Below are 13,122 nucleotides of genomic sequence, written 5' to 3' on the forward strand. Positions count from 1 at the left end.
TAGAAATTGACACTGCAAGCTCCTCGGCTCCTTGCTTCAGTGTCAGTATGTCTCGCTCATCACCTCAAGCCGCGCCAGATGGGGTCAGCTTGGCGCTTACTGAATTTCGTTCGGGTCCAGAACTTCACTGCCGTCAGACCGAGGGGCGTGCCGGTGAGGGTGACGGCCAAGCTCGAATGCATCAGCACCCCGCACAAGGTCAGCACGTTGGGCTGCCCAGCCTTGTAGCGCCCGGCGTTGATGGTCTTGGTGAAGCCGATTTTGCCCGGCTGCGCGCGGCTGTAGATAAATTCGGTCGTGTCCTGCAGGATAAGGATCGGACCTTCGTTCGCCGCAACGCGCGCCGCAGTCGCGGCGAAATGGCCGGCGAGAACGCTGTGTTCGGTCACACGCGGGTTGTCAAAGAAGCGGTAGGCCGCCTTCGCCGCTGCCCAGTCGCCACAGGCCGCCGGGATCGGCTTGCCCGGCGCTGCTGACAGCTGATCCAGCAACCGCTGCAGGCGGCGGACCAGGCGCTTGTCGGGAAGGGCCGCCGCGCAAAGCTCTTCCTGCCAAGCGGCTTCGCTGCTGGTCTTGTCTCGCATCCGTGACGCCTCCGTGATTCGGCGTCACGGACAGAATCACAGCAGACTCATACGCGGCAATAGGCCCGCCGACGATGTGGGTAATCGAAAGCCTCGCCGGAGGCGTACGGTTGATCGGTCTGGCGTGGGTATCGGGCGGGACGTCCCAGCACGCCAGCGACTGGTTCGCCAGCCGGTCAAGCCGCAAGACAAATTCTTCCGGCCTCGGCCCTTGGTTTCTGTGGCCCTCTATCCGTTAAGCCGAGATTGTCTCAATTGGCACTGACGCCGGACAGGCTCGGGAAATTATTCTCCTGATGCAAGCGCCTCGATTGCCTGTCGATGCACCTGGTGCGATCTCCAAGCGATCATCTCCTTCCAGTCTGACCCCTGCGGATAGTAGTGCAATTTGGCAACCTGCCGAATCTGTCGGCCCCGCTCGGAATCAGCCTCTTCTGGCCGATACATGAACAACCAATGGTCGTCGCGCAGCACCGCCGTATTTAGTTTGTAAGTTCCAAATTCAAGAGCAATGTAGGTGTGCCGGCTCCCCAAGATACGCTCCCAAAATGCGTCTTGGGTCCCAGGTATGATTTCTGCGGAAGAATTCCCTACTTCGGGCGACGTTACGGACGGGCCAAAGATGCTGACGGCTCGCTCATAGCCGCTTAGTCCCGCCGACTGCTCGCATTGCAGTTCTCCATAGCCGTAAGGGCCGAGGCCGGTGTGGTAATCTACGATGATAACCTCATCGCGGGCAACTACGTTGAATTCCTTCGTTATTTCCTCGAGAGTTCGCCTGGCTTCGGTAGGCTCGGTTCCGCCGTAGAACAAGCCGCCCGGATGGGTGTACTGCCCTGATCCTCGCGCCTCCCGAAGTTTCAATTCGCCGTGTCGCGCTTGATATGCCGCGAACGCAGCCTCAGCGCGCTTCAATCCCTCCTCGGAAATGTCCGCGGGAACAAAATGCTCAGCCAACTCCTCGTACCCAGGATTCGACGGGAGCGGTTTGGAAAAGTCGACAAAATTCCGGTTGAGGTCAACTCCCTCCGCGGTAACTCGGCGATCCCAGGCAAAACCGTAGCAATTCAGCGCGTGGACGAAGAGCACCGCCGTGGAGGGTGGGAGACGCTCGTGAAATTTGGCTTGCAAGAATAGAAGTTGCGCCGCGGAACCGATGTAACCTTCTGGCCCGTGCGTGCCGGAAACCAGCACCAAGAGTTTCTTGGCGTCTGCCGGGCCGAAATATGCTGCGTCCGTGTAGAGAGCCTCACCAGAGGGTCCGTCTGTCCTGCATGGGTATGCTCGCGACGTCGGCGCTGCCGCCAGGAATTTCAGCCTCGCTTCGAAATAATTGTCAGAAAAGACGACGGAGGCTAGCTCCTTTGCGCTGTCAAGGTTCATTGTGTTCAATCTCCCTGCTGATCATTCTGCAGCACCAACTGAGGCACCCATGGGTCGATAGTACGGTCGATAGCTACCTTCATTTTCATGTCGAATGCCGGGGCCAATTCTTGCGGCGACTGACTATTCATCACTATCCTGTCGTGCCGAAAGTCAACGGCGAACCGACAGGCTAAGAACCTTTTCTAGATACTGCGAAGAACGTGCATCCGAACTATGATCGGTCGCGGAGATCGACGTCAAATTCAGTTTGCGGATCGACGCTATCTCGTTTTGAGATAAACTCAGAGCGGCCCTGACTTGTTGTGGGGAATCGCCGGCCCTGTGACCGCAACAAAGACCCGTACTTCTGCTGGAATTGAGTGGCGCGAAAAAGAGGCAGTTTAGGCTTGAATAGGATGGGCCATTCGGGTCTGGTTCTCGAGCCTGTTGACCAGATCGACGACTTTGAAGAAGCGGTCCGCTCGCCGTTGCGGATAGCCCGCGAGCCACACGACTAGGTCAACCGGCGGATCAACGCTCTGATCGAATTCTACGAAGATGCTGAGACAGTTGCCGGCGCGGACGCAGGGCTCTTCCATGGCGTGCCTTTCTTTCGCAAGGATATCGGTGCCTGCGAAGCTGGCCGCCTCCAGGAAAAAGGAAGCCGACTGTTCAAAGGCTGCCGGTCCAATACCGACAGCTATTTTTTTCGTCGCGCTCGAGAGGCCGGGCTTCGGACTATGGGAAGGACAACAACTCCCGAGCTTGGCTCTTCCGTAATGACCGAGTCCATTCTCAGTGGCGTCACCTCAATCCATGGGATCTGGAACGCTCCGCGGGAGGCTCCTCCGGGGGAGCGGCAGCGGCAGTGGCCGCAGGCATCACACCTATTGCCCACGGCAGCGATGGCGGCGGGTCAATTCGCATCCCCGCGTCATGGTGCGGCCTCGTCGGACTTAATCCGTCCAGGGGACGTGTTTCAGGCGGTCCCAACAATCAAGACCGTTCGTATGGTCTCACCCGCGAGTTTATTCTGTGTCGAACTGTCCGCGACATGGCCGCGGCGCTGGACGTCTTTTCCGTTCCCCATCCCGGCGATCCGTTTATCATCGTCCAGCCGAACCGTCCTTATGTGGACGAACTCCTACAGCCTACCGATCGTTTGTGGGTCGGGGTCGCGAGAACGAGTTGGGACGCGGTCAATCTTGATCCGGAAGTGCTGCGCGCTGTCGAGTCGACGGCAACGCTTCTGCAGAAGATGGGGCACACGGTGCAAGACATCGACCCGCCATATCAGCCCGTCGAGTACTGCAGCCTATATCTTGACAAGACGACCGCGAGTGGGCTCGAAAAAGCGGCGCGGGCCATGGGGCGTACCATCACCGCGAACACCTTGGAGCCGGCCAACCTAAAACGGTATGAGTTTTGCCGAGATTTGCCTCTTTCCCTAGCGGCGGACGTACAAGAGGCACTCCGGAGAATGCGTTTCCGCGTGGGCGAGGCGATCCATGCCTTCGACATTTTGCTGATCCCGACAATGCCGCATGGCGGCATCTATTCTGCCACGAATCCTGCGGTCTCTGCAGACGAATACGTGGAAGCGGGATACGGCGATTTGTCAGTATGCTGGCTATTCAATGTGACCGGACAACCTTCGGTGTCCTTGCCTTTGGCCCAAAGCGCCAGCGGGCTGCCGGTCGGTATTCAGATCGTTGGCCGCTTTGGCGACGAGGCCACACTGATCCGTGTCGCACGCGATGCCAGACCCTGGAGCGACCGCCAAAGGTTCGAGCAGGGAACAGCTGACGATCACCTCACATGTTCCAATTCTGAAATTCGAGCAATGTTCCGTAATCGAAGCTTCGAATACCTGCGAAGCCGCTACTCGCCCTTCGATGCGGTTTGTCGCCGTCAAGAGCGAAGTGTGTTCATCGGTCCTCATTCTACATCGCACGCGAGATTTTCTGGTTCGTCAGCGCACGCAGATCTGCAACGCGATCCGAGCTCACGCGGCCGAGTTCGGTGTCGTAGCGGCGAAGGGTACTACGTCGATCGACTGAGGGAGCAACTGGATCGTCTGCCGCAAGCCAGCCACCCATCTGCCACTGAGTCTGTTGTTCGATCAACTTGCGGAGACGAACAAACGGATCGAGCGGTTGGCCGGCGAGATCGAAGAGATCCACGAGCAAAGTGAGACAAGCCAGCGGCTAGTCACGATCCCCGGTGTCGGCATGCTTTCGGCGACAATCATCGAGGCGACGACGCCTGATGTCAGCAACTTTGGTTCCGCTGGGGACTATGCCGCCTGGCTCGGCCTTACACCCAAACCGCACTCCACCGGCGGCAAGCAGAAAGTCGGCCGGATCTCCCGGAAAAGACGAAAGTCGTCGCCATTGCCTTGGCACATAGTATGGCAAGAACCATCTTCGCCGTCCTTCGGGACGGCACACGTTACGAGCGGCAGGCTACTGCCGCCTGATCGGCTCAAGGAATGTCAGGGCAAAGTGGGGTGATGGCGGACGAACGGAGACGAAGAACCAGGACACCCCGATCAATCCGAAGCGCCTCGAGCGCGTTCGATTGAGTAGGACCTGTTCTCCAAGCGGACATTCATCAGGGCGCGCAGCGATCCCGCTGCACATTCAGAACCGTATACATGGCCGCAACCGACCTGTTCACCAAAACCGATCCGATGTGCCCTTGACCCGCAGGAGCCATCCATACACGGGTTGAAGTCGGGGCTGTATGGCGGCAGTAAGCTGAGTGTCGCGCCGGCCTGCTCGATCGCGTCGCGGACAGGATCGAGATCGAGTTGGCCATCGAACCAGGCGCGGCGGCGCTTCAGGATGTCTGGACGATCTTGCTCCAGTGCATGTGCGGACTTTTTTTGAACGTCCAGGTGGCACTCGAGGATGTCGACTACCGCGGCGCGCGCGGCGTCGATCAGGCTCCGCTTAGAGGGGCTGGCTGCGAAGACCGGAAGCTAACGCCGAGCAACGGATCGGCGCTATTAAGCGGGCGAGCCGGTTCAACGCACTCCCGCGCTGGACCCCGCATAGACAGGCCGTCTCGGGCACTGAAGTGCGCCATCTTAGGTGCTGGCAAGATCTGCTACAGTTGCGATGCCAGCTCCGGCAGGATGACGAAAAGATCGCCGACGAGGCCGTAATCGGCGACCTGAAAGATGGGGGCTTCCTCGTCCTTGTTGATGGCGACGATGACCTTGGAATCCTTCATGCCGGCGAGGTGCTGGATGGCGCCCGAGATGCCGACGGCGATGTAGAGGTCGGGCGCAACCACCTTGCCGGTCTGGCCTACCTGCCAGTCGTTCGGCGCATAGCCGGCGTCGACTGCGGCACGGCTGGCGCCGACGGCGGCACCGAGCTTGTCGGCGACCGGCAGGATGACTTCCTGGAACTTCTCGGAGGAACCGAGCGCGCGGCCGCCCGAGATGACAATTCTGGCTGAGGTGAGCTCCGGACGGCCGGTCTCGGACAGCTTGTTCTCGATAAAGGACGATACACCGGGATCGGCTGCCGCCGAGATAATCTCGACGGCAGCCGCATTGCCTTGGGAGGCGACGGGAAATGATGCGGTGCGCACCGTGATGACCTTCTTGGCGTCGGTCGACTGCACCGTCTGGATGGCGTTGCCGGCATAGATCGGGCGCTTGAAGGTGTCGGGCGATAGGACTTCGATGATCTCGGATACCTGCGCGACGTCGAGCAGGGCAGCCACGCGCGGCGCGACATTCTTGCCCGACGAGGTCGCCGGCGCGATGATGGTGTCGTAGGCGCCCGCCAGCGACACAACGAGGGCCGCGGTCGGTTCGGCGAGGCGTTCGGCCAGTTCGTCGGCTTCGGCCAGCAGCACCTTGCTTACGCCTTTAAGCTTGGCAGCGGCATCTGCAGCCGGCTTGGCGCCCTTGCCGGCAACCAGCACATGCACGTCCGAGCCGATCTGCAGTGCAGCGGAAAGCGCCTTGGCGGTCTGGTCGGAAAGGGTAGCGTTGTCGTGTTCTGCAATCAGAAGAATAGCCATTTTTGTTCCTTTCCCGATCGCTTACAAAACGCCGGCTTCGTTCTTGAGCTTGTCGACCAGCTCGGCGACGCTCTTGACCTTGACGCCTGCCTTGCGGCCGCTCGGCTCCTCGGTCTTGATGACCTTCAGCCGCGGCTTGACGTCGGCGCCGTAGTCGGCCGGGCTCTTCTCGTCGAGCGGCTTCTTCTTGGCCTTCATGATGTTGGGCAGCGAGGCATAGCGCGGCTGGTTGAGGCGAAGGTCGGCGGTGACGATCGCCGGCATCTTCAGTTCCAGCGTCTGCAGGCCGCCGTCGACCTCGCGCGTCACCTTGGCCTTGTCGCCGTCGAGCACGATCTTGGAGGCGAAGGTGCCCTGCGCCCAGCCCAGTAGGGCCGCCAGCATCTGGCCGGTCTGGTTGGAATCGTCGTCGATCGCCTGCTTGCCGAGAATGACAAGGCCGGGCTGTTCTGCCTCGACGACGCCCTTCAGCACCTTGGCGACGCCCAGCGGCTCAGTCTGCTCGTCGGTCTTGACCAGGATGGCGCGGTCGGCGCCCATGGCGAGCGCGGTGCGCAGGGTTTCCTGTGCCTGCTGCGGGCCGATCGAAACGACGATGATCTCGTCCGCCTTGCCGGCTTCCTTCAGACGGAGAGCCTCTTCGACCGCGATCTCGTCGAACGGGTTCATCGCCATCTTGACGTTGGCCAGTTCCACTGCCGAACCATCAGCTTTCACGCGAACCTTCACATTCGCATCTACAACCCGCTTCACGGGCACAAGGATCTTCATTGAAGTCTTTTCCTTTAATCGATCCAGGAGAACTTGAACCCGGGAGAAATAGCGAGATCGCCAGGAAGCCAGCTACATTTCTCAGCGCGCAACGCAATCTGGCACGACGACAATTGTCGAATCGCGGTTTCATCGCGTGGCACTGCTTATTCGGCGGACAGTTGCTTGGCGGCCGCCACTATCGCGTTCTGCGTCCAAGCGAGATCGCCGCTTGAGAGAGCAAGGCAGGGATAAATCTTGCCTGGCGATTTGAAGATTCCATGCTGACGGAGCCGAGCATTAAACCTGCCTGCCAAACTATTGTCTGCCTTGAGAACATCTCTGTAGGACTTCACCGAACGCTTGGTGAATACAGCATCGAAAAGGACAGGATCGCCGACGATTTGATAATCGACTCCTGTTTGATCGAGAGCATCCCTGAGGAAGCCCATGATGGCCTCCCCATTTTTGCGAAGCCGGTCATAGCTGTCCGGACGGCGAAGGATTTCGAGCGTCTTCAGGCCAGCGACGGCAGCAAGCGGATTGCCGCTCAGGGTCCCGATCTGCAGGGTAAAGCGATCTCTCCCGACAACGCTCTTGTCGAAATGAGCCATGATGTCCGCTTGGCCCGCCACTGCGGCAAGCGGAAGGCCGCCGCCTACGACTTTGCCGACGGTACACAGATCCGGCACGACGCCATACTTTTCTTGCGCCCCGCCGTAGGCCAACCGGAATCCGGTAACTACCTCGTCGAAGATGAGCACAATTCCGTGCTTGGAGGTTTCTTGGCGCAGCAACTCGAGAAATCCTGGCTCCGGAGGAATCAAGCGCTGAAGCGGTTCAACGATCACGCCAGCTATTCTCTCGCCATGTTCATCGAGGAACTGCCGAATGAATTCTGGATCGTTGAACGGCGCGACGTAGATGCCTTCACGGACTGGTTCGGGTATTCCCGCCGAGTCAGGAACGCCATTCGGATAATTCTCAAGCCTGTCGGGGAAGACACTGATCAGGGCATCCGAAGACATGCCATGATAGCCGCCTTCGAATTTCAGAATGAAGTCCCGACCAGTATGCGCGCGGGCAAGGCGCATGGCGTACATGTCTGCTTCGCCACCACTCGAAACAAATCGCAGTTTTTCCGCACACGGCACGGCTTGGCATATCGCTTCGGCAAGCTCTATACCGTGCCTGTTGCTGGCGAAAAACGTCAGTCCTTTTCCGGCCTGCTCTCGAATTGCCTCAACGACCTCTTCATTGTCGTGTCCCAGGATCATCGGTCCCGAGCCAATGAGGTAGTCGACGTATTCCTTCCCGTCCTCATCCCAGACGCGAGCGCCATGACCTTCGCGAATGACGATCGACGGGTCGAAATTACCGAATCCACCGCCGGGCAGCACACCTTTCGCCCTCTCGAGCCACTGCTTCTGCGCCGGCTGCGCAATTGAATTGTCAAGCATTGGCCGCCACCCTCGTCCTCTGGCTGTCTGCGCCTGCATCGGCGCGGGGGCGAACATTGTCGGGATCGAAAGCCGGCTCGCCCAGCACCTCCGCCTTCCGGATTTCACCCATGATCGTGACATCCACCTTTGTTCCCGGGCTCGCGACATCAGGCGACACGTAGGCAAAGGCGAGAATCTTGCCGACGGACGGCGAGTAGGCGATCGAGGTTATCGATCCAACTTGACGGTCTCCCATCAGCACGGCTTCGCCGCCATTTCCATCCGACACCCCGTCGGGCTCGATCTGCAGATAGGCGCAGATCCACAGCGGGCCCTTCTTGAGGGCAGCCAGTGTGGCCTGCTTGCCCCTGAACTCAGCCTTATCGGTCTTGACGAAGCGCATGACATCGGCTTCCGTCAAAGTGACCTCGTTGGTAAGTTCGCCAGCCCCCTTGAACATCTTCTCCAATCGCATGACGTTCATCGCGAAAGAGCCGTAGTCGATCAGCCCCATGGCATCGCCAATCTCATGCAATGCATCGTAGACAGCCGGGATGCTCTCTTTTGTTCCATGGAACTCCCAACCCACCTCGCCCGCGTAGGACATCCGGAAGGCCCATACCTTCTCCCCTGCGACCTCGATTTCCTGGGCCGTAAGCCAGGGGAACGCCTCGTTGGTCAAGGCAGCGCTTGTGTTCGGGGCCAGGATATCGCGGGAGCGAGGCCCATTGAGAACCAAGGCTCCCCAAGCATCAGACAGATTGGTGATCGTTACATCGTCGTGATCAGTGCGAGCGAACCTCAGATAGTCCAGCAAGCGTTGCTCGAAGAACGCCGCGCAGGTGAAATAGAAGCGATCGTCGGCGAGGCGAACAATGGTCGTTTCCAACTCGATGCGACCGTTCTCGTTCAACAGGTGAGTCAACGCAATGCGACCGGGCTTCGACGGCAGCCTGTTCGGGATGAGCCTATCGATGAAATTGGCCGCTCCCGGTCCAGAGACTTGAACCTTGGTGAAGGCGGATATGTCCATCACGCCGGCGCACTCGCGCACGCTGTTGACCTCTTGCTGGACAAGAGGAAACCAAGCGGGCCTGCGGAAGGAATAGTAGTCTCGTTGCTCGACACCGTCGCGCGCAAACCAGCGCGGACGTTCCCATCCGTAGACTTCTTCAAACACAGCACCCCGACTTTTGAGGCGTTCATAGAGTGCGCTAGGCTTGACTGGCCTGCCGGCATGTCTGTTGAGGTGAGGGAACGGAACCTCGTGGCGGAGGAGGTAGTCCTCTTTCGCCTTTGTGATCTGATATTCCTGGTCGGCGAACCGGCCGAAGCGCCGCGGATCGTAGTCGCGCATGTTGATGTCCGACGCACCGTGAACCATCCAGCGAGCCAGTTCACGCGTCAGGCCGGGGCCCCAACCGATACCGATCTGGCAACCGCAGTTCAGCCAAAAATTCCTGAGCCCCGGTGCTGGCCCGATCAGCGGGTTGCCGTCCGGCGGATGCGAAATCGCCCCGTGAACGGCTCGTTTGATGCCAAGCTGGGAAAGCACAGGCATACGGCCCATGGCGTTCTCTAGCCATGGCATAATCCGGTCATAATGCGGCTCGAAAAGTTCGTGTTCCGCCTCCCAAGGACATTCGTCGATCCAAACCGCATTCGGATTGGCCTTCTCGTAAATGCCGATGAGGCCGGACTTCTGCTCCATTCGGATGTAACCGGAAACAAGCCTATCGTCTCTGATGACGGGCAGCTCCCGTTCCAGGGATATGAATTCCGGCACGGTATCCGTGATCAGGTAGTGGTGAGTCATCGACGTGGTCGGCACGTCGAGACCCATCCACTTCCCAACCTGGCGGGCATAGGTGCCGCCAGCATTGACAACGTGTTCGCAAACGATCTCGCCCCGCTCCGTGAAGACCCTCCATTCGCCGTTCGGCTCTCGCTTGATGTCCGTGGCGCGGCACTGGCGAATGATTTTGGCACCAAGTTGTCTCGCGCCCTGAGCCAAGGCGAATGTAGCGCCGGAGGGATCCACATGCCCATCATCGGGCGTGTAGAGCGCGGCTTGGACGCCTTCGAGATTGTAGAATGGATGCAGCTCCCTTATGCGCTGTGGTCCCACCAATTCCATGGTGAACCCAAGAGCCTTGCCAACGCTCAGGGTTTGACGAAGCCAATCGAGCTCATCGTCCGTGTAGGCGAGCCGGAACGACCCGCAGCCATGCCAAGTCACCGACTGGCCGGTCTCTTTCTCCAGTACCTTGGAGTAGAGATCGATATTGTAGCCAACGCATTTGCCTAAGGAGAAACTCGAAGTCGAATGCGTAATCTGGCCTGCTGCATGCCAGGTAGACCCCGACGTCAACTCGGCTTTCTCCAGGAGAACTACGTCTGTCCAACCCTCGTGCGCCAGGTGGTAGGCCAACCCACAGCCCATGACCCCGCCACCGATAATTACCACGCGCGCATGAGATACGCTCATTGTCAGTTCCCCTAATCGAATGGTCTCAACATCTATAGGACAGATGTACGTTTGTCAATGACTAATCAAAAGTTTGTACCATCGCGCGACCATGCGGCCAGGCTTGCGCGAGCAGCCTTCCGGGCAGCCTACCAGTGGGACTTAAAGAATGTCGGCGGCATAGCCGATGCGGCCGAGCGTGAGCACGCCGCGGCTGTTTCTGCTAACCTTAGTGGGAAAGAATCTTCGACAGGAAGTCCTTTGCCCGCCGTCCGTCGGTGCGGTGAGAAATTGCTCCGGCGAAGCTTCTTCAACTATTCGCCCTTAATCCAAGAAAACGATGCGATCGGCGACCCTGCGAGCGAATCCCATTTCATGCGTCACGACAACCATGGTCATGCCCGCCTGTGCGAGCTCGCCAATGACATCCAGCACTTCTGATATCATCTCCGGATCAAGGGCGGATGTCGGCTCGTCGAAAAGCATAACCTTTGGGTCCATGGCGAGCGGGCAATCGCGAGGCGCTGCCGTTGTCCGCCAGAAAGGCGGCCCGGGAACTCGCGGGCCTGGTCGGCTATGCTAACGCGTTTGAGCAACGCGTGAGCGCGCTCCTCTGCCTCTCTCTTGGCGGTCCCACGCACCAGGCGGGGCACCAGTACCCAAAATATCACCATCAACTCGGGCGTTGGGCGAACTATCTCGATCAGGAAAACCGCCGGAACCCTGGCGAGAGGCGAACCAAATACGCGCGCCACCGCCAAAGGGTTCTGCCGAACCATAATGGCGCTGGAGTCGCTGTAGAAAGGTTCGCCAACCTCGAGCGTCGCCCGGGCATTTTTTCGATCATCAACTACGCCTGTAGTGAGTCGATCAGTGCCCAATCCACTTGCCCTTGGGCAACGGCCAGCAGCAGTTCCGGATACTGTTGGAAGAGCTTGAACTTGGCATCCGCATTGGTCGCTTCCAGTAGCCGATATAGACCGCGCCCTGCGTCGCGCCGATCGTCTTCTCGGTGCCGGCGTAAGCTTTATGGTCCGTCGGTTCCCCTTCCGGACAAGTATGACCGCCTGCTCGGTATTCCAGATCAGGGAGAAGTACTTCCTCTCGAACCTTGGAGTTCGTGGTGGGGCCGAATTCCGCGTCGATCTGTCCGTTAAGCAAGAGCGGAATACGCGTTTGGGACGTCGTCTGAACGAACTTGCATTCGACACCCAGATGCTTGGCGAACTCTCTCGCCAGATCTGGCCCGTAGCCCTGCACGACACCCTGCGCATCAGCGAAGCTGCCCGACGGATAATCATATCGCGCACCAGCCAGCAAATGGCCGCGCTTTTGTGTTGCATCCAAGGTCGAGGTGACCTCCTCGGCCTTGGCGCCCTTGACGATGAGCGAGGCGGCGGCCGTGGCGCCCATCGCCCATAACATGCTGCGTCTGGCCATGTTTCAGTCCCCTGAGCTTAACCGCCTTTTCTTCTTGGGGATGGGGTTCGCCATCGCTGGCCATCACAACCGTTGAACCGACCGACGGCTAGAGAACGATTGTTTTCCCGCAGGTAACCTGTCGTACAAACGTTTCTGTACCAATTCGGATTCGGAGAATTGCTCGGACATCCCAGTGAGGATGAGACGACGTTGACCGGACGGAGCGCAGGACCAGAAGTCTCGTTTTGGGCGCCCCTGCGGTAGCCTTAAAAGATGGCCGTCGACCTGATTGGAATGGACAAAGCACCTTCGGCCAAAAGACCGACCAGCTCGGAAGGAGCATCGCAAGCTTTGGCCTTTCGTGTCAGATCGGCATCCGTCATCGGATTGTTGGGCCCTCCGCGCACATAAGCCACGGCTTTTTCGAGGCGCTGCCCTGATTGCAATGTAACGACAACCCGGTCGGGAGCTTCTGGTGATAGATCTTGGATGTCATCCGGGACTTGTTCCGGTACGATCGACACTTTCCGCATCAGGGCCCGAGTGTCCGGCTCGCTCAGCGCTGCCGGTTCGAAATCAGCAGGGGTCAACGCGCCACACAACATTGCTCTTGCGACGCAATACCGAACCGAGAACCGCGCCCCCGCGGATGTCGTGGGTTCGGCGATCGACACAACTCGCACGAAGGGTGCCGGACTGTAGATCGCTATCGAAGCAATCGATGCGGGATCGATCTGGTGGTTCTCGCGCAGCGCGATAGCTGCCTCGATCGGCCTTTGGGTATAGGAGCAGCTTGGCCAAGACTTTCGCACGATCGGATGGTCCACGACCCCCTGCCCTATGGTTCTCTTCGCAAGCACGGCGCGAGTTCCCGGAGACGTCGGCGTGCCAAAATTCGCTAGGAATCCCATCGGGCCTTCCCAAAGAAGCCCGGAAGCCGCCACGGCTCCAGCCCTCGCGTACTGAGCCGCAAATACTCCGCCCCTGGCAGCTAACCCAACGTGGGCAACCTTCATGTCTGTTCCGAACTGATGCTGAAGCCCCGCAGATA

General features: G+C 59.2%; 8 protein-coding genes and 3 pseudogenes. 2 read left to right on the forward strand and 9 right to left on the reverse strand.

Features of this window, described 5'->3' with window-relative positions; genetic code table 11:
- Positions 1–59: 59 nt before the first annotated feature.
- The gene (locus NKJ81_RS31540; RefSeq protein WP_352542859.1) at positions 60–584 is read right to left on the reverse strand and encodes an IS4/Tn5 family transposase DNA-binding protein; all 525 of its coding nucleotides are present in this window, start codon (positions 582–584) and stop codon (positions 60–62) included.
- A 285-nt stretch (positions 585–869) separates the two neighbouring features.
- A complete protein-coding gene (locus NKJ81_RS31545; RefSeq protein ID WP_352542860.1) occupies positions 870–1,967 on the reverse strand; it encodes a DUF2817 domain-containing protein in 1,098 nt (365 codons plus the stop codon).
- 584 nt (positions 1,968–2,551) lie between these two features.
- Here NKJ81_RS31545 and NKJ81_RS31550 point away from each other — a divergent pair.
- Together NKJ81_RS31550 and NKJ81_RS31555 are read left to right on the forward strand one after the other, a co-directional pair.
- Positions 2,552–3,630, forward strand: a pseudogene (locus tag NKJ81_RS31550) (amidase); the annotation flags it as partial.
- Positions 3,631–3,772: 142 nt separating this feature from the next.
- A pseudogene (locus NKJ81_RS31555) lies at positions 3,773–4,428 on the forward strand (IS110 family transposase); the annotation flags it as partial.
- Between the two features lie 632 nt (positions 4,429–5,060).
- Here the strand turns inward: NKJ81_RS31555 and NKJ81_RS31560 are convergent.
- The 7 genes and pseudogenes from NKJ81_RS31560 to NKJ81_RS31590 all read right to left on the reverse strand — a co-directional run.
- Positions 5,061–5,990, reverse strand: a complete 930-nt coding sequence (locus tag NKJ81_RS31560) for an electron transfer flavoprotein subunit alpha/FixB family protein (RefSeq protein WP_352542861.1) — start codon at positions 5,988–5,990, stop codon at positions 5,061–5,063.
- 21 nt (positions 5,991–6,011) lie between these two features.
- Positions 6,012–6,761 (reverse strand): electron transfer flavoprotein subunit beta/FixA family protein, encoded by a 750-nt coding sequence (locus NKJ81_RS31565; protein WP_352542862.1) that lies wholly within the window; start codon positions 6,759–6,761, stop codon positions 6,012–6,014.
- A gap of 146 nt (positions 6,762–6,907) precedes the next feature.
- Entirely contained in the window at positions 6,908–8,200 is a 1,293-nt protein-coding gene (locus tag NKJ81_RS31570) for an aspartate aminotransferase family protein (RefSeq protein WP_352542863.1), read from the reverse strand.
- Positions 8,193–10,670: an FAD-dependent oxidoreductase gene (locus NKJ81_RS31575; protein ID WP_352542864.1), complete on the reverse strand. Its 2,478-nt coding sequence runs from the start codon at positions 10,668–10,670 to the stop codon at positions 8,193–8,195. The genes NKJ81_RS31570 and NKJ81_RS31575 overlap by 8 nt, the downstream gene beginning before the upstream one ends.
- Positions 10,671–10,878: 208 nt before the next feature.
- A pseudogene (locus NKJ81_RS31580) lies at positions 10,879–11,305 on the reverse strand (amino acid ABC transporter ATP-binding protein); the annotation flags it as partial.
- A 214-nt stretch (positions 11,306–11,519) separates the two neighbouring features.
- Positions 11,520–12,089 carry a transporter substrate-binding domain-containing protein gene (locus NKJ81_RS31585; protein ID WP_352542865.1) on the reverse strand — a complete coding sequence of 190 codons (570 nt, stop codon included), beginning with the start codon at positions 12,087–12,089 and terminating at the stop codon, positions 11,520–11,522.
- Positions 12,090–12,337: 248 nt separating this feature from the next.
- Positions 12,338–13,122 (reverse strand): MmgE/PrpD family protein (locus NKJ81_RS31590; protein ID WP_502904363.1); only part of this gene is annotated, 785 nt, incomplete at its 5' end.

This window comes from Mesorhizobium sp. M0018 (assembly GCF_040323955.1).
Taxonomy (GTDB): Bacteria; Pseudomonadota; Alphaproteobacteria; order Rhizobiales; family Rhizobiaceae; genus Mesorhizobium.

What these genes read in the sequence shown, in the direction of transcription:
- NKJ81_RS31540 (WP_352542859.1), bottom strand. Translation starts at nt 584, where the DNA reads ATGCGAGACAAGACCAGCAGCGAAGCCGCTTGGCAGGAAGAGCTTTGC.
- NKJ81_RS31545 (WP_352542860.1), bottom strand. Translation starts at nt 1,967, where the DNA reads ATGAACCTTGACAGCGCAAAGGAGCTAGCCTCCGTCGTCTTTTCTGAC.
- NKJ81_RS31560 (WP_352542861.1), bottom strand. Translation starts at nt 5,990, where the DNA reads ATGGCTATTCTTCTGATTGCAGAACACGACAACGCTACCCTTTCCGAC.
- NKJ81_RS31565 (WP_352542862.1), bottom strand. Translation starts at nt 6,761, where the DNA reads ATGAAGATCCTTGTGCCCGTGAAGCGGGTTGTAGATGCGAATGTGAAG.
- NKJ81_RS31570 (WP_352542863.1), bottom strand. Translation starts at nt 8,200, where the DNA reads ATGCTTGACAATTCAATTGCGCAGCCGGCGCAGAAGCAGTGGCTCGAG.
- NKJ81_RS31575 (WP_352542864.1), bottom strand. Translation starts at nt 10,670, where the DNA reads ATGAGCGTATCTCATGCGCGCGTGGTAATTATCGGTGGCGGGGTCATG.
- NKJ81_RS31585 (WP_352542865.1), bottom strand. Translation starts at nt 12,089, where the DNA reads ATGGCCAGACGCAGCATGTTATGGGCGATGGGCGCCACGGCCGCCGCC.